The sequence below is a fragment of the Streptomyces sp. NPDC101191 genome (assembly GCF_044767915.1).
GTDB lineage: Bacteria > Actinomycetota > Actinomycetes > Streptomycetales > Streptomycetaceae > Streptomyces.
In genome coordinates this window covers 59,503-75,817 of the sequence record NZ_JBIWOU010000010.1, presented here as the reverse complement: position 1 = coordinate 75,817, position 16,315 = coordinate 59,503, and the positions used below count along the sequence as shown (strand labels likewise).

Genomic DNA, 16,315 nt, shown 5'->3' with positions numbered 1-16,315 from the left:
TCGGCGCCCGCTCAGCGCGGAGAGACGACGACCGCGAGCAGCCCCGGTCCGGTGTGCGCGCCGATGACCGCGCCGACCTCGGTGACCTGGAGGTCCTCGACGGCGGGCAGCCGCTCGCGCAGCCTCTCGGCCAGCGCCGCGGCCCGCTCCGGGGCGGAAAGGTGGTGCACGGCGATCTCGACGGGACCGCCGCCCGCCCGCTCGACCGCGATCTCCTCGAGTCGGGCGATCGCCTTCGATGCCGTGCGGACCTTCTCGCGCAGCTCGATCCGCCCGCCGTCGAGTTCGAGCAGCGGCTTCACGGCCAGCGCGGATCCGAGCAACGCCTGCGCCGCGCCGATGCGCCCACCGCGGCGCAGGTAGTCGAGGGTGTCCACGTAGAAGAAGGCGGAGGTGCCGGCCGCCCGCTTCTCGGCCGCCGCGACGGCCTCGTCGAGCGAGCCGCCCGCCTCGACGACCTCCGCCGCCGCGAGGGCGCAGAAGCCCAGCGCCATCCCCACCATGCGGGTGTCGACGACCCGGACGGGCACGGGGGCGCCCTTGGCGGCGAGCACGGCGGCGTCGTAGGTGCCGGAGAACTCCCCGGAGAGGTGCAGCGAGACGATGCCTTCGGCCCCCGCCTCGGCGGCGGCGCGGTAGGCGGCCGCGAAGACCTCGGGGGCGGGCCGCGAGGTGGTCACCGAGCGCCGCTTCTGGAGCGCCTCGGCGAGCGAGCGGGCCGAGATCTCGGTCCCCTCCTCCAGCGCGCGGTCGCCGATGACGACGGTGAGCGGAACGGCGGTGATGGCGTGCCGCTCCATCGTCTGGGGTGGCAGGTAGGCCGTGGAATCGGTGACGATCGCGACATGCCGGGACATGAGCGGGAGGTTACCCGCAGGGACCGCCGCACGGCAGCCCGGGCCCCCGGCAGCCGTGCGGACCGCCACCTCCGGCGGCCTCCTCCGGCCCCGTCGCCGGCGTGCGTCGACCGCTCGCTCGGCGGCGGTAGCCGCTCGCCTGCGTCACGGCAGGCGCGCAACCGGCCACGCCCGGCCCGCGCATCGCGCGCGGCACGGACGTGCTCAGGTCGTCGGCTCGGGCCGGTTCGCCTTCTCCCACGGATACGCCGTCGCGCGGGGATCGGGAGCCGTGATCGCCTGCGGCTGCCCGGCCGTCCCGGCACCCGCGTCCGACCGGTCCTGCGGCCGGCCCGCGCCCGTCGTACCCGTGCTTCCGCCGTCGGCGCCCTCGGTCCCGGCAACGGCCCCGGTCCAGTGCCGCAGAGCGCCCGCCTCCATGTCGATCTGGGCGCTCAGCGAGGACAGCTCGTCCTCGGCGAACTTGCGGGCCCTGTCCCGGGCCGCGAAACGCAGTGCGTCGGCGGAGTGGGTGATCTGCTCGGTGCGGTGGCGCAGGTCCGGCAGCTGCGCCACGAGGTGCGCCTTGTCCGGCTCGCGCTCCAGCCGCTTGAGGTCCTCGTCCAGCTCGCGGGCATGGGTGCTCAGCCGGTGGAAGAGGTCCAGGGACTCCCTCAGGGAGGCGTCCTCGGCGACGCCCGCGTGCAGCGCGTCCTGGGTGGCGCGCATCGAGGTGCGCAGCGAGAGGCGCAGCTGGGCCAGCTGGCCCCCGACGCCGACCTGCCCGAAGCTCTTCGCCTTCAGGGTGGTGTCCTCGACCGCGCGCCGGGCGTGGTCGACGGTGCGGTCCACCCCGCGCTTGGCCGCCTTGGCGACCTTCACCGTGGCGTAGACCCCCAGTGCCACGAAGGCGACGAAGAGCAAGGCCATGATCGTGATCGCGGCTTCCATGGGCTCGCCCCTCCGGCGTCGATGGTGGTTCTTCCACGGTAAACGGAAGGGGCAGGCCGACGGTTCCAGGAGAACCCCCAACCTGCCCCCACCGCTCCCCTAGGGGACGGCCGGAGTCAGCGGCCCACGGCGTCAGCCGGCGACGATGTTGACCAGCTTCGGCGCGCGGACGATCACCTTGCGGATCTCCGCGCCGCCCAGCGCCGCGACCACGTTCGCGTCGCCCAGCGCCAGCGCCTCCAGGTCGGCGTCGGTGATCGACGGGGAGACCTCCAGGCGGGCCTTGACCTTGCCCTTGATCTGCACGACGCAGGTCACGCTCTCGTCCACGACGTAGGCCGGGTCGGCGACCGGGAAGTCCTGGTGGACGACCGAGTCGGCGTGGCCCAGGCGGTGCCACAGCTCCTCGGCGATGTGCGGGGCCAGCGGGGCGACCAGCAGCACCAGCTGCTCGGCGACCGGGCGGGACAGCGCGCCACCGGACTTGGTCAGGTGGTTGTTCAGCTCGGTGATCTTCGCGATCGCGGTGTTGAAGCGCATCGCGACCATGTCCTGGCCGACCCCGTCGATGGCCTTGTGCAGGGCCCGCAGGGTGTCCTCGTCGGCCGGCTCGTCGACGACGGTCACCTCGCCGGTGGCCTCGTCGACGATGTTGCGCCACAGGCGCTGCAGCAGGCGGTACTGGCCGACGACCGCGCGGGTGTCCCACGGGCGGGAGACGTCCAGCGGGCCCATGGCCATCTCGTACAGGCGCAGGGTGTCCGCGCCGTACTCGGCGCAGATCTCGTCCGGGGTGACGGCGTTCTTCAGGGACTTGCCCATCTTGCCCAGGACGCGGCTGACCTTCTCGCCCTGGTAGAAGAAGCCGCCGTCGCGCTCCTCGACCTCGGCGGCCGGGACGGCGATGCCGCGGGCGTCCCGGTAGACGAAGGCCTGGATCATGCCCTGGTTGTACAGCTTGTGGAACGGTTCGGCCGAGGACACGTGGCCCAGGTCGAACAGGGCCTTGGACCAGAAGCGCGCGTACAGCAGGTGCAGCACGGCGTGCTCGGCACCGCCGACGTACAGGTCGACACCACCGGTGGGCATGCCCTCACGCGGGCCCATCCAGTACTGCTCGATCGCCGGGTCGACCAGCTTCTCGTCGTTGTTCGGGTCCAGGTAGCGCAGCTCGTACCAGCAGGAACCGGCCCAGTTGGGCATGGTGTTGGTCTCGCGGCGGTACTTCTTGGGGCCGTCGCCCAGGTCCAGGGTGACGTTGACCCAGTCCTCGTTGCGGGACAGCGGGGTCTCCGGCTGGGTGTCCGCGTCGTCCGGGTCGAAGGTGCGCGGCGAGTAGTCGTCGACCTCGGGCAGCTCCAGCGGCAGCATCGACTCGGGCAGCGCGTGCGCGACGCCGTCCTCGTCGTAGACGATCGGGAAGGGCTCGCCCCAGTAGCGCTGACGGCTGAACAGCCAGTCGCGCAGGCGGAAGTTGACAGTGCCCTCGCCGATGCCGCGGTCGGCCAGCCAGGAGGTGATCTTCGCCTTGGCCTCGACGACGCCCAGGCCGTCCAGGGAGATCTCGTCGTTGGCGGAGTTGATCAGCTTCGCCTCGTACGAGCCGAAGGCGTCGTCCCACGCCGAGGGGTCGGTGCCGCGGTCGTCGGAGGGCTCCACGACGCAGCGCATCGGCAGCTCGAAGGCGCGCGCGAAGGCGAAGTCGCGGCCGTCGTGCGCCGGGACCGCCATGATCGCGCCGGTGCCGTAGCCCATCAGGACGTAGTCGGCGATGAAGACCGGGACCTGCTCGCCGCTGACCGGGTTGGTCGCGTAGGCGCCGGTGAAGACGCCGGTCTTGTCCTTGGCCTCGGCCTGCCGCTCGACGTCGGACTTGGAGGCGGCCTGCTTGCGGTAGGCGTCGACGGCCTCGGCGGGGGTGGCGTGACCGCCGGTCCACACGTCGTGGGTGCCCTCGGGCCAGGCGGCCGGGACGATCTTCTCGACCAGGTCGTGCTCGGGTGCCAGGACCATGTAGGTGGCGCCGAACAGGGTGTCCTGGCGGGTGGTGAAGACGGTGATGGCACCGGCGTCGCCGACCTGGAAGTCGACACGGGCGCCCTCGGAGCGGCCGATCCAGTTGCGCTGCTGCAGCTTGATGGCCTCGGGCCAGTCCAGCCCGTCCAGGTCGTCCAGCAGGCGGTCCGCGTAGGCCGTGATGCGCATGTTCCACTGGCGCAGCTTGGCCTTGAAGACGGGGAAGTTGCCGCGCTCGGAGCGTCCGTCGGCGGTGACCTCCTCGTTGGCCAGCACGGTGCCCAGGCCGGGGCACCAGTTGACCGGGGCGTCGGAGGCGTACGCCAGGCGGTACTCGCTCAGGACGTCGGCGCGCTCCGGGCCGCTCAGTTCGCTCCACGCGCGCGTGGAGCCGGGGATCTCACGGGTGCCGTTCTCGAACTGCTCGACCAGCTCGGCGATCGGGCGGGCCGCCTTCGCCTCGTCGTCGTACCAGGAGTTGAAGATCTGCAGGAAGATCCACTGGGTCCACTTGTAGTAGCCCGGGTCGATCGTGGCGAACGAGCGGCGCTTGTCGTGGCCCAGGCCCAGCCGGCGCAGCTGGACCTTCATGTTCTCCATGTTGGCCTCGGTGGACACGCGCGGGTGCGTGCCGGTCTGCACGGCGTACTGCTCGGCCGGCAGGCCGAAGGCGTCGAAGCCCAGGGTGTGCAGGACGTTGTGCCCGGACATGCGTGCGTGGCGGGCGAAGACGTCGGTGGCGATGTAGCCCAGCGGGTGGCCGACGTGCAGTCCGGCGCCCGACGGGTAGGGGAACATGTCCATGATGAACTTCTTGGGACGGGCCGCCACGGCCGCGTCCCCGGCCAGGTCACCGGTGGGGTTCGGGGCCTCGTAGGTGCCCTCGGCGTCCCAGGCGTCCTGCCAGCGTGCCTCGATGTCGGCGGCCATGGCCGCCGTGTAACGATGCGGGGCCGCGGTCTCGGCGGCCGTGTTGATCTCGGTCATGGTCCTTGAAGCTCCATCGATCGTCTCTGCCCGCTGCCGGCAACTGCCACGAAATGAAAAATCCCCTCGCACAGGAGGGGACGCCGCGCCGATGCCGACCGGATCTTCATCCGTCGGGACTGATCAGCGCGGCTCGCTAAGCAGAAGGCGTACGGCACGCATGGCGCCAGGGTACCGCAGGGCCCGAGCGGGCCGCACCGACGTTTCGCCCCGTGGGCACACGAAGAAGCGGGCCGTCCTGTTCGGACGGCCCGCTTCTCATCTGTGGAGCTAAGGAGAATTGAACTCCTGACCTCCTGCATGCCATGCAGGCGCTCTACCAACTGAGCTATAGCCCCGCGTGCGGGAATTCAGATTACCGCAGAAGCGGCGCAAGCCATCCGATTCGGATGGCCGGCTTCCGTTCTGTGGAGCTAAGGAGAATTGAACTCCTGACCTCCTGCATGCCATGCAGGCGCTCTACCAACTGAGCTATAGCCCCTTGTTTCGCCGTCCCCGCTCCGGTCTTCCTCGCGGCGACGGACAGAACAGTAACGGCCCGCCCGGCCGATCGCCAAATCCGTTTCCCCGGCCCGTCCGGGGCTCCGGGTAGGGTCGCCGACTGTGTCCGTCTCCCCGCTGTCCCCGACCCGCGCCCGGCCGTGGCCCCTCGCCACCGCCGCGGCGGTCTGTCTGATCTCGTTCGCGGCCTTCTGGGTGGCGCAACGCCTCGCCCACGTGAACATGCTCGACGTAATGGTCTACCGGGCCGAGGCCGAGACCCTGCGGGCCGGCGGCGATCTGTACGCGATGCGGGCCACGTCGGCGAACCTCGCGATGACCTATCCGCCGTTCGCGGCCGTGCTGTTCCTGCCGTTGACACTGGTCGGCGTGCCCCTGATGCGGACACTGAACACCGCGGGGAACCTGCTCCTGGTGGTCGCGCTGGTCCAGCTGTCGCTTCAGCTGGTCCGCCCAGCGCTGTCCCGCGCCGGGTCCCGCGCCGACCTGTGGCGCACGACGCTGTGGGTCGCGGCGGTCGTGGTCTGGTGCGAGCCGGTGTGGACGACACTGCGGTACGGACAGATCAACCTGCTCGTGGCGGTGGCGGTGCTCTGGGACCTGACGCGCCGCGAGGGCAGCCGGTGGGCCGGTGTCGGCATCGGCCTCGCCACCGCGGTGAAGCTCACTCCGGGCCTCTTCGTGGTCCTGCTGCTCGCCGCGGGCCTGCTGCTGTGGCGCCGGGACCGCCGGCTCAACCAGTGGCTGCGGACCGCCTTCACGGCGACCGGGACCTTCCTCGGGATCACGCTCGCCTCGGCGCTGGCCCTGCCAGCCGACTCGAAGAAGTTCTGGACGCAGACCCTCTTCGAGACGGGCCGGGTCGGCCACGCCGAGGAGACCGCCAACCAGTCCGTCAGCGGCGTCCTCGCGCGCCTCCTGCACACGGACGCCCCGGGCCTGTGGTGGGTGGCCGCGGCCGCCCTCCTCGGCGGCGCGGCGATGGTGCTCGCGGTACGGGCCGCGCTGCGCGGCGACAGGGCGGTGGCCGTGGTCGTCACCGCCTTCACGGCGCTGATGATCAGCCCGATCTCCTGGTCCCACCACTGGGTGTGGTGCGTGACCCTGCTGATCCTGCTGTACGAGCGCTCCACGCGCGCGTGGCCGGTGACGGCGGCGGTGGCCCTGGCCTTCGCCTCGTTCGCGCTGTGGTGGGTACCGCACGACCCGGGCCGTCCCGAACTGGACCAGAACGCCGGTCAGATGCTGCTGTCCGCGGTCTATCCGCTGACGGCGACCGCGGTCCTCACCGGCTACGCGCTCACCCTCTGGCGGGCCCGGAGACGGCCGCGGCCCCTGGCTCCTGAGCCGCGGGAGGCGGTCCGGCGGCGGGAGCCTCAGGCCGTCGCGAACGAGTAGAACCGCTTCAGGGTGCAGTGCTCGTCGAGGAGCCGGCCGTAGATCGGCTCCCCTTCGAGCTCACGGTAGGTCTCGATGGGGTCGCCTTTTATGATCAGCGCCCGCGCGCACTCCTCGCACCAGTACTGGAACCCGGGGTTGACCGGGTCCATGTCCCGGACGATGGGCGTACCGCTGCCGCACCAGTCGCACTTCCGCCTGTGAGCGCCCATCACTCGGCTCCGGCGACGCGCGCGGAACCGTACGAGGGGCGGTCCGACCGGGCCCGTGGCTCGGGGGCGGCTTCCGCGACGGCAAAGGCTGCGATCTCCTCGGCACCGTCCACGGCCATGCGCGCTCCCTCCCGCCCGGACCCTCTTCCCCACCGGCGGTCCGATTCTGCCATGGCCCCGCAAGGGGGTCAGCGTCGTCGGCCCAGCAGGCCCACCGAGGCACCCAGGACGGCCACCGCGGCAAGGGCCAGGGTGCCCTCCCCGAGCGCCTCGGCCGAGGCCCGCGCACCCGGTCCGGCGACGGCTCCGAGGTAGAGACTCCCGAAAGCGGCGACACCGATCAGCTGCCCGAGCTGGGTGACGGTGGCGAGCAGTCCGCTGGCGTCCGCGGCGTCCTCCGGCCGTACGGTCGCGAGCGCGCCGGTCAGCACGGGGCCGAAGGCCAGGGCCAGACCCGCGCCCATGGCGCACAGGACCGGGTACAGCGGCATTCCGCCCGTGCCGCCGTCCTCCAGGGCGGCGCCCACGCCCAGCGCGGAGGCGGCCGTCAGCAGGAAGCCGGCCGGCACCAGGAGGGGCTGCAGCCGGGCGGGCCAGCGGCGCCAGGTGAGGCCGACGAGCCCGAAGACGGCCGCGGTGGGCCCGAAGGTGAGCCCGGCCCGCAGGGCGCTCTGTCCCAGGGCGCCCTGGAGGTGCAGGGTGAGGGTGAACAGGAATCCCGCGTTGACGGCCATCACGGCGGCGATGCGGAGAGCGGCCTTGCCGATGCCGGGGACGCGCAGCACCCGCGGGGCGATGAGCGGGGCGCCGCCGCGCCGGGCGAGACCCGCCTCGTACGCGCCGAAGACGGCGAAGAGGACCAGGGAGCCGCCGAGCGACAGCCAGGTCCACAGCGGCCAGTCCGCCTCCTGGCCGAGCACCAGCGGGACGGTGAGCAGCGAGACGGACCCGGCCAGCAGGAGCAGGCCGGGGAGGTCGAGGGAACGGACCCGCCCGGCACCGCTGTCCGTGTCCCGGGGCAGCACCTTCGTGCCGAGGACGAGCAGGACGAGTCCGATGGGCACGTTGACGAGGAAGACCGGGCGCCAGCCGGTGCCGAACAGGTCGGCGCTGACGAGGACGCCGCCGACGACCTGCCCGGCGGCCGCGCCGGTGGCGAGGACGGCGGAGTAGGCGCCGAGCGCCCGGACCCGGGCCTCGCCGGTGAAGGTGCGCTGGATGAGGCTGAGCACCTGCGGGATCATCAGGGCCGATCCGGCGCCCTGCACGACGCGGAAGGCGATCAACTGCCCGGTGTCGGCGGCCAGCCCGCAGGCGAGCGAGGCGGCGGTGAAGACCGCGAGACCCAGGAGGTGGACGCGCCGGTGCCCGATCCGGTCACCGAGCCGCGCTCCGGTGATGAGCAACACCGCGTAGGCGATGGTGTATCCGGCGACGACGAGCTGGATCCCGGCGCCGCCGGCGGCGAGTTCGGTACGGATGGTGGGGGCGGCGACGTTGACGATGAAGACGTCGAGCAGGGCCATGAACTGGGCGGCGAGCACGACGGCGAGGAGCGCACCGGGCCGTCTGTCGGTGCGACGGTCTTTACTGAGTGCGGGACGTGCGGTGGTCGTCGTCATGTCAGGAGCGTGACGCCGACCGGATACGGGTAACGAGAGCCCGCTGATGCTGGTACCGACAGCACCTGGCAACGGCGGTACGGGGGCTCGACCATGGGGGGTGTGACGACCTTGGCAGTACGGACAGCACCGACGCAGGCGCGCCGCAGGCCGGAGCTGGCGGCGTTCCTGCGCAGCCGCCGGGCGCGGGTGACACCGGAGGACGTCGGCATGCCGCCGGGGCTGAGACGGCGCACCCCGGGCCTGCGCCGCGAGGAGGTCGCGCAGCTCTCCGGGGTCGGCGTGACCTGGTACACGTGGCTGGAACAGGGGCGGCCGATCAACGCCTCGGCGCAGGTGCTCGACGCGGTGGCCCGCACGTTACGGCTGGACCGCCCGGAGCGCGAGCACCTGTACCACCTGGCGGAGGTGCCGTACGAGCCCGAGGCGGCCCCCGAGTACGTGGCGGCGGTCAGCCCGGAGATCCAGGGCATCCTGGACGCCCTCGTGCCGCACCCGGCCGTGGTCTACAACGCGCGGTACGACGTGCTCGCGACCAACACGACGTACGACGCGCTCTTCCTGAGCGACGGCGAGGACGCGGCGGACCGTCCGCTGGGGGTGCGGAACGTGCTGTGGAGCCTCTTCACGATGCCCGAGCCGGCCTGCCCGGTGGTCGACCGGCGGCTGGAGCTGCCGCTGATGGTGGCGCAACTGCGGGGCGCGTACGGCCGGCATGTGGGCGAGCCCTCGTGGGAGGCGTTCGTCCGGCGCCTCTGCGAGGCGAGCGGGTACTTCGCGGAGCTGTGGCGCAGCGGGGACGTCGTGCCGCCGGGCACCCGGGTGAAGACCTTCCGGCACGAGCTGGTGGGCGAGATACGGATGACCTCGGTCTCGCTGTCGATCAACGGGATGCCGGAGTGCCGGATCGTGACGTACACCCCGAACGACGAGAGCAGTCGCGAGGCCATCGACCGTCTGCGCGTGGCGATGTGACACAAAAGCAGGATCCCGCCCCCTACTGGGGACGGGATCCGGTGACTGTGGAGCTAAGGAGAATTGAACTCCTGACCTCCTGCATGCCATGCAGGCGCTCTACCAACTGAGCTATAGCCCCTCGTGTTCTTCGCGCTCCGCGCTGCGAACAAGAAGAACTTTAGCCTGTGACCTGCCGGAAAGTGAAATCGAGGTCCCGCAGGCCGCACGCGGGGTTCAGTCGTCGTCGCCGAGGACCGGCTCGGGCAGCGTGCCGGCGTTGTGCTCCAGGAGGCGCCAGCCACGCGCGCCCTCGCCCAGGACGGACCAGCAGCAGTTCGACAGTCCACCGAGGGACTCCCAGTGCCGGGCCTCCAGGCCGAGCAGCCGGCCGATCGTGGTGCGGATGGTGCCGCCGTGGCTGACCACGACGAGCGTGCCGTTCTCGGGCAGCTTGTCGACGTGGTCCAGGACCACCGGGGCGGCCCGGTCGGCCACCTCGGTCTCCAGCTCGCCGCCGCCCCGGCGCACCGGCTCACCGCGCTTCCAGGCGGCGTACTGCTCGCCGTAGCGCGCGGTGATCTCGTCGTGCGTGAGGCCCTGCCAGTCCCCCGCGTACGTCTCGCGCAGCGCGGAGTCGTGGGCCACGGCGTGACCGGTCAGGGCGGAGAGCTCGGCGGCCGTGGCCGCCGCCCGCTTGAGGTCGGAGGCGACGATCGCGTCCGGCTGCAGCGCGGCGAGCAGCCGGGCGGCCCGGCGCGCCTGGCCGACACCGGCCTCGGTCAGCTCGATGTCCGTGGACCCCTGGAACCTGCGCTCCAGGTTCCAGGAGGTCTGGCCGTGGCGCCACAGGACGATGCGGCGGCCGGTGCCGCCCTTGCCGCTGGTCAGCTCAGCTCACCGTCCGTTCCGTCGAGGCCCATCAGCTTGGCGTGCTCCTCGGCCTTGCCGCGGGTCTGGCGGGCCTCCTCGGGCAGCTCCAGCTCGGGGCAGTCCTTCCACAGCCGCTCCAGGGCGTAGAAGACCCGCTCCTCGCTGTGCTGGACGTGGACGACGATGTCGACGTAGTCGAGGAGGATCCAGCGGGCGTCGCGGTCGCCCTCACGGCGAACCGGCTTGGCGCCCAGTTCCTTGTTCAGCCGCTCCTCGATCTCGTCGACGATCGACTTGACCTGGCGGTCGTTGGGCGCGGAGGCGAGCAGGAAGGCGTCGGTGATCGACAGCACATCACTGACGTCGTACGCGATGATGTCGTGCGCGAGCCGGTCGGCCGCCGCCTGGGCGGCGGCGTTGACGAGTTCGATGGAGCGGTCCGTGGCGGTCACATGCAGGCTTTCGTCGGCGGTCTGAGTCACCTCAAGGGTCTCATGTACCGCCGACGGGCCCTAAAAGGATTGTCGGAGGGTCACCGCTTGGCGCCCGGGATCTTGTAATCCTCGCCCAGGACGACGGTGACCTCGGCGTTTCCGGCGGCCTTGCCCTTGGTGATGGATCCGGCCGGCAGACCGAGGGTCTTGGCGACCTCCGCGGCGGTCGCCTTCTGCGCGTCGTCCCCGTACACGACCTGGGACTTCTCCTCGCTGTCCGCCTTGGTTCCGCCGACCACGGCGTAGCCGCCGTTGATCAGCACCACGCGCGCCGCCTCGGTGGCGTCCTTGCCGGTGGCGTCGCGGATCGCGACGCGGGTCGCTGCGCCCTGCTCGGGGGCGCTGACCTTGCCGCCGAGGATGTCCTTGACCACGCTGTCGCCGGTGGCCTCGCTGAGCGAGCCGTCGGGCTCGACGGGCAGCACCGCCGTCTTGTAGTCGCCGATCTTGGCGTGCTCGGCGAGCTTGGCGAGGGAGGCTCCGAGGTCCTTCTCCGGCAGGGACGGGTCGAGGATCTGGGCCAGGGTCTCGATGGTGACCGTGGCGGCCTTGGGGTCGTCGGAGATCTTCCGCAGCACGCCGTACAGGACCGTGCCGAAGCGCTGGAGCTGCTTGGCCTCGGCCTCGCCGGACGCCCGGTAGGTCGCGTAGGCGACGGCGGCGCGGCCGTTGAGGGTCTGGTTCTCGCCCTTCTTGACCAGCGGCTCTTCTCCGGGCTTGGCGCCGGGGACATCGGTGTCGGTGGTGACGTCGATATTGCCGACGAGCTCGACGAGGCTCTCCAGGAACGGGGTGTCGAGCCGCCAGGTACCGGTGATCTTCGCGCCGAGCAGGTTGCCGACGGCCTCGCGGGTCCCGCTGGAGCCGTCCTCCTCGACCGACTTGGCGAGCGTGGTGGTGGCGCCCTCGGCGTCGGCGACGGCGAGGGAGTTGGGGAGCAGGACGGTCGTGCCCTGCTTGGTGGTGGCGTTGTCCACGAGGAGGGCGGTGGAGGTCCCGCCGCCGGTGGTGTTGTGCAGGTGGACCACGATCGTGTCGCGCTTCTGCGGCCCGGTGGCGGTGTTCTGCTGCTGCTCGTCGGCGGACGTGCCGGGAAGCTTCCCGGCGGACCACAGGTAGCCGACGCCGCCGACGGCGGCGAGCACGAGGACCACGACGAGGGCGACGACGCGGTTGCGGCCGCGCCGACGGGCCTCCTCCCGCCGCTCGGACCGGCTCTCGGTGAACTTGAGCCAGTCGATGACGTCCTCGGAGTCCTCGTCGGGCTCCTCGATGAACGAGAACTGCTCGGTGCGGTACGCGCGCCCGTCGTCGTCCTCCGGCGCGGGGCGCTGCCCGGGCACGGCGGCCGGGGCGGCCTGCGGCGGGCGGGCCGGCGGCGCCTGCGGCGCGGGGGCCTGCTCGGTCCGGACGGCCCACTGCTGACCCGTCTGCTCGGCCTGGCCGAACCGCCCGGTCTGGTCGGCCTGCGCGGTCTGGCCCGTGTCGTACTGCTGGTAGTCGTACGGGGGCTGCTGGGCGTACGGGTCGTACGAGGGCTGCTGCGCCTGCGGCTGCGGCGGCTGGTGCTGCTGCTGGAGCGGCTGCCCGTAGGCGTCGTAGCCGTAGTGCTGTTGCTGTTGCTGGTGCTGTTGCTGCTGTTGCTGCTGCTGCTGGTGCTGTTGCTGCTGGACGGGGTGTCCGTACGGGTCGTAGTGCTGCTGCGGGACCTGCTGCTGGTACACCGGCTGCCCGTACGCGTCGTAGCCGATGATCTGCGGCTGCGGATAGTACGGGTCGTACGGGTTCTGCTGATCGTTCACCGGTGCCCCTCCCCGAGGCTCACTCGCCGCGGTACAACTGGCGCTTGTCGATGTAGCGCACCACACCGTCCGGGACCAGATACCAGACGGGGTCGCCCTGTGCGACCCGGGCCCGGCAGTCGGTGGACGAGATCGCGAGCGCGGGGACCTCGACCAGCGACACGCCGCCCTTGGGCAGGCCGTCGTCGGTGAGGTCGTGACCCGGTCGGGTGACGCCGATGAAATGGGCGAGCGCGAACAGTTCCTCGGCGTCGCGCCAGGTGAGGATCTGGGACAGCGCGTCGGCGCCCGTGATGAAGAAGAGGTCCGAGTCGCTGTTGAGGGAGCGCAGGTCCCGCAGGGTGTCGATGGTGTACGTCGGGCCGCCGCGGTCGATGTCGATGCGGCTGACCGAGAACTGCGGGTTGGAGGCGGTCGCGATGACCGTCATCAGATAGCGGTCCTCGGCCGGCGTGACGGCCTTGTGGCTCTTCTGCCACGGCTGCCCCGTCGGCACGAACACCACCTCGTCGAGGTGGAACAGGGCGGCCACCTCGCTGGCGGCCACCAGGTGTCCGTGATGGATCGGATCGAACGTGCCGCCCATCACGCCGAGGCGGCGCTTGCCGCGACCGCCAGTAGGCACTTCCTGCTCTCCCATGCGTGCAGAGCCTACTGGCACGGCTGCGGACGTCGGATCAGCGGCCTCTCGGCTCAGCGGTCGCGGTTGAAGCGGGTGGTGATCCAGAGGAGCAGAAGGAGCGCGAGCAGGGCGCCGCCACCCGTCACGTACGGGCTGAGGCTTTCGTGGTTGCCGCCGTGCTCGGCACCCTCGGCGAGCGTGACCAGGTTGGCGGCGGTGGCGTGGAGGCTCATCTTCGGCAGGACCTTCGATCGGGGATGGGAGCGGAGACTTCGCGCACATCGTATGCGGCGGGTCGCGGAGCGCTCACGCCGACTCAGGCGTTGGCGTCACCCGGTCCGTTCCGCGTGGGGGTCGTGGCGGCCGGGGCGTCGCCCTGCGGGCCCGCGTCGTCGCCCGTGTCCGCACCGCCGTTGCGGTATCCCCGCAGCAGGAACCAGGCAAGCAGGGCGGCTCCCACGATCGAGACGAGCAGGACGATCCGGAGCGTGTCGCCCGGCCCCTGCCGGCCCGTCGCGGCGAGCAGAGCGGTGACGGCGGTGGTCGCGGTGTCCGTCATGACGGTGGTGCTCCTCGCTTGTCCACAGTGCCCGAGTTATCCACAGGCTCCGCCACACGGTAGCCCGCTCGCCTAGTCTGGGTCGCGTCAGGGGGACGAGCACCGACTCGTACGAACAGGGGGCATCCATGACCGAGAACCACGAGAACCTGCCGGGCAGGCAGCGCAAGCGCTTCGCCGGTATCTCCTCGCGGGCCTACGAGCACCCGGCCGACCGCTCGGCACTGGTCGCGCTGCGCAAGCTGAGCGGCTTCGACACCGTCTTCAAGGCGCTGAGCGGGCTGCTGCCCGAGCGCAGCCTGCGCCTGCTGTTCCTCTCCGACTCCGTGCGGGTGAGCGACGCCCAGTTCGCCCACCTCAACGACATGCTGAGGGACGCCTGTTACATCCTGGACCTGGAGAAGGTCCCGCCCATGTACGTCGTGCAGGACCCGAAGCCGAACGCGATGTGCATCGGTCTCGACGAGCCGATCATCGTCGTCACCACCGGCCTGGTGGAGCTCCTCGACGAGGAGGAGATGCGCGCGGTCGTCGGGCACGAGGTGGGCCACGCGCTGTCGGGCCACTCGGTGTACCGGACGATCCTCCTCTTCCTCACCAGCCTGGCGGTGAAGGTCGCCTGGATCCCGCTGGGGAACGTGGCGATCATGGCGATCGTGACGGCGCTGCGCGAGTGGTTCCGCAAGTCGGAGCTCTCGGCCGACCGGGCGGGCCTGCTCGTGGGCCAGGACCTGCAGGCCTCGATGCGCGGCCTGATGAAGATCGCGGGCGGCAACCACCTGCACGAGATGAACGTGGACGCGTTCCTCGCGCAGGCCGACGAGTACGAGAAGGGCGGCGATCTGCGGGACTCCGTCCTGAAGATCCTGAACGTGCTGCCGCGCTCGCACCCGTTCACCACGGTACGGGCCGCCGAGCTGAAGAAGTGGTCCGAGACCCGCGACTACCAGCGGATCATGGACGGGCACTACCCGAAGCGCTCCGAGGACAAGGACGCCTCGGTGACCGACTCCTTTCGCGAGTCCGGCCGGCACTACGCGGAGTCGGTGCGCAGCAGCAAGGATCCGCTGATGAAGCTGGTGACGGACATAGCCGGCGGCGCCGGGGACCTCGCGGGCGACGTGGGCAGCAAGCTGTTCGGCCGCTTCGGCAACGGCGCCGGCAACGACGGCGGTCAGGGCGCCAAGGGCCCGCAGAGCGGCTCGGCGAGCGACACGGACGGCGCCGGCGGCGATCGGGGTCAGAGCGAGGGCTGAGCGCTCGGGGCCAGGGTCCCGCAGAGCGAGGAGACGGCGGGCCGGCCCGTGGTGTACGGGTCGGTGCCCGTCCGACGCCCCGGGTCGGCGGCCCGCTCGCCCGCGAGCAGCGGACGGAGCGAGCCGGTGGTGTCGAGGTCGCAGGCCTGGGGGCCGGCCTCGACGGTGCTGGTGAGCAGTTCGGCGCGGTGCATCCGCAGGTCCTCGCGGTCGAAGCGGAAGTGCAGCTCGCGGTGGACCGTGTACAGCGAGGCCCGGGCCGCCGGGCCGCTGCCGGAGGCGGCGGGGCGGACGGCGTAGGTGAACGTGTGGTCCGCCATGACGTCCAGCAGGTCGGAGTTGATCTCGGCGAAGCGCAGGGTGCCCTGGACGCGGACGCCGGGGTCGGCGAGCACCACCCGGTGGGAGTCGAAGCGGACCAGCCAGCCGGAGACGGCGTGCCGGCCGTCGTCCTCGGGCGATTCGACGCTCCGGTCGAACTGCTCCAGCTGGTCGGGGTCGAGGAGGAGCCGCGGCGGGCGGACGGTGAGGCCGGCCAGGACATCGGGTTCGAGGGAGGAGGCGACCAGGTAGTCCTTGGCGATGCCGAGGGCGGAGACCACCTGACTTTCGGAGAAGTGGCTGGTGCGCCCGGCCAGGGGGAGGTTGATGCCGGCGGCGCCGATGCGGTATTCGGCGGCGGGGCTGTGGGCGAAGAGCGCGGCGGCCTCACCGCCGGGCACGGGGTCCTGGGGGGCCAGGGGGACCATCAGGGTCCGCAGCGCCTCCGCCCGCTGGTCGACGGGCGGCTGATAGGGGTTGCGGACGCCGAGATACACCGCGGTACCGAAGGCCAGCACGATCAGCAGGACGAGCAGCAGGGCCTGCCGGGATCCGCTGCGGCCTTCCCAGGTGGGGCGGGAGCGGACCGCCTGGGCGTGCTCCCCCATGCGCTCCTGGGCGGAGAACTCCTGGAGCCGGGCAGCACGGACGAACGCCTCGTCGAAGACGACGGATCGGTACTCGTCCTCACCGCCGGGGAGTCCCTCGGGAGTCCCCTCAGGCGGGTCGCCACGCCCTGCCATACCTTCAGGGTAGGTCGGCGGAAGCTTCGGTAAACGCCCAGGTACACGACAACTTCCGAAGAATGCGGAAGTGCTGCGGCAAATGGGCCAAGGTGCCTGACACCCCGAGCGGACGCGGGGCTCCCACGAGCCCGGTGCGGTCCGCGAGGCGGCCCTGAGCGCCCGTCG

The 16,315-nt window shown here is 71.5% G+C and carries 15 protein-coding genes and 3 tRNA genes; 3 read left to right on the top strand and 15 right to left on the bottom strand.

Going from position 1 to position 16,315, the window contains the following annotated elements:
• Positions 1–11: 11 nt before the first annotated feature.
• The 5 genes from ACIRQF_RS32040 to ACIRQF_RS32020 form a co-directional block, all read right to left on the bottom strand.
• The gene (locus ACIRQF_RS32040; RefSeq protein WP_389750121.1) at positions 12–857 is read right to left on the bottom strand and encodes a DegV family protein; all 846 of its coding nucleotides are present in this window, start codon (positions 855–857) and stop codon (positions 12–14) included.
• A 204-nt stretch (positions 858–1,061) separates the two neighbouring features.
• Entirely contained in the window at positions 1,062–1,787 is a 726-nt protein-coding gene (locus ACIRQF_RS32035) for a hypothetical protein (RefSeq protein WP_404097665.1), read from the bottom strand.
• A 132-nt stretch (positions 1,788–1,919) separates the two neighbouring features.
• Entirely contained in the window at positions 1,920–4,790 is a 2,871-nt protein-coding gene (leuS, locus tag ACIRQF_RS32030; protein WP_404097662.1) for a leucine--tRNA ligase, read from the bottom strand.
• 265 nt (positions 4,791–5,055) lie between these two features.
• Positions 5,056–5,128, bottom strand: a tRNA-Ala gene (locus ACIRQF_RS32025).
• Between the two features lie 70 nt (positions 5,129–5,198).
• Positions 5,199–5,271: transfer RNA gene (locus ACIRQF_RS32020), tRNA-Ala, on the bottom strand.
• Between the two features lie 122 nt (positions 5,272–5,393).
• Here ACIRQF_RS32020 and ACIRQF_RS32015 point away from each other — a divergent pair.
• On the top strand, positions 5,394–6,689 hold the full coding sequence (locus ACIRQF_RS32015; RefSeq protein WP_389750122.1) for a glycosyltransferase 87 family protein: 1,296 nt from the start codon (positions 5,394–5,396) through the stop codon (positions 6,687–6,689).
• Here the strand turns inward: ACIRQF_RS32015 and ACIRQF_RS32010 are convergent.
• Both ACIRQF_RS32010 and ACIRQF_RS32005 read right to left on the bottom strand, forming a co-directional pair.
• A complete protein-coding gene (locus tag ACIRQF_RS32010; protein WP_015033559.1) occupies positions 6,668–6,901 on the bottom strand; it encodes a hypothetical protein in 234 nt (77 codons plus the stop codon). The two genes, ACIRQF_RS32015 and ACIRQF_RS32010, sit on opposite strands and share 22 nt — an antisense overlap.
• Before the next feature lie 188 nt (positions 6,902–7,089).
• Entirely contained in the window at positions 7,090–8,523 is a 1,434-nt protein-coding gene (locus ACIRQF_RS32005; RefSeq protein WP_404097659.1) for an MFS transporter, read from the bottom strand.
• 93 nt (positions 8,524–8,616) lie between these two features.
• On the opposite strand from ACIRQF_RS32005, the gene ACIRQF_RS32000 reads away from it, so the two are divergent.
• Positions 8,617–9,498: a helix-turn-helix transcriptional regulator gene (locus ACIRQF_RS32000; protein WP_376630371.1), complete on the top strand. Its 882-nt coding sequence runs from the start codon at positions 8,617–8,619 to the stop codon at positions 9,496–9,498.
• A gap of 48 nt (positions 9,499–9,546) precedes the next feature.
• On the opposite strand, the gene ACIRQF_RS31995 is transcribed toward ACIRQF_RS32000, so the two are convergent.
• The 7 genes from ACIRQF_RS31995 to ACIRQF_RS31965 all read right to left on the bottom strand — a co-directional run bounded on the left by ACIRQF_RS31995 (position 9,547) and on the right by ACIRQF_RS31965 (position 13,827).
• Positions 9,547–9,619 (bottom strand) — tRNA-Ala (locus ACIRQF_RS31995).
• Positions 9,620–9,714: 95 nt separating this feature from the next.
• A complete protein-coding gene (locus ACIRQF_RS31990; RefSeq protein ID WP_376630681.1) occupies positions 9,715–10,368 on the bottom strand; it encodes a histidine phosphatase family protein in 654 nt (217 codons plus the stop codon).
• Positions 10,365–10,832: a ribosome silencing factor gene (gene rsfS / locus ACIRQF_RS31985; protein ID WP_376630373.1), complete on the bottom strand. Its 468-nt coding sequence runs from the start codon at positions 10,830–10,832 to the stop codon at positions 10,365–10,367. Before rsfS ends, ACIRQF_RS31990 begins: the two co-directional genes overlap by 4 nt.
• Positions 10,833–10,882: 50 nt before the next feature.
• A complete protein-coding gene (locus ACIRQF_RS31980; protein WP_404097656.1) occupies positions 10,883–12,646 on the bottom strand; it encodes an LCP family protein in 1,764 nt (587 codons plus the stop codon).
• Between the two features lie 19 nt (positions 12,647–12,665).
• Positions 12,666–13,286: a nicotinate-nucleotide adenylyltransferase gene (gene nadD / locus ACIRQF_RS31975; protein WP_365340122.1), complete on the bottom strand. Its 621-nt coding sequence runs from the start codon at positions 13,284–13,286 to the stop codon at positions 12,666–12,668.
• A 53-nt stretch (positions 13,287–13,339) separates the two neighbouring features.
• On the bottom strand, positions 13,340–13,501 hold the full coding sequence (locus ACIRQF_RS31970) for a hypothetical protein (protein ID WP_376630377.1): 162 nt from the start codon (positions 13,499–13,501) through the stop codon (positions 13,340–13,342).
• An 83-nt stretch (positions 13,502–13,584) separates the two neighbouring features.
• Positions 13,585–13,827, bottom strand: a complete 243-nt coding sequence (locus ACIRQF_RS31965) for a hypothetical protein (RefSeq protein WP_376630694.1) — start codon at positions 13,825–13,827, stop codon at positions 13,585–13,587.
• A gap of 128 nt (positions 13,828–13,955) precedes the next feature.
• Between ACIRQF_RS31965 and ACIRQF_RS31960 the strand changes: the two genes are divergently transcribed.
• Entirely contained in the window at positions 13,956–15,083 is a 1,128-nt protein-coding gene (locus ACIRQF_RS31960) for a M48 family metallopeptidase (RefSeq protein WP_376630379.1), read from the top strand.
• On the opposite strand, the gene ACIRQF_RS31955 is transcribed toward ACIRQF_RS31960, so the two are convergent.
• Positions 15,068–16,147 (bottom strand): hypothetical protein, encoded by a 1,080-nt coding sequence (locus ACIRQF_RS31955; protein WP_404097653.1) that lies wholly within the window; start codon positions 16,145–16,147, stop codon positions 15,068–15,070. The genes ACIRQF_RS31960 and ACIRQF_RS31955 overlap by 16 nt on opposite strands.
• Positions 16,148–16,315: the final 168 nt, after the last annotated feature.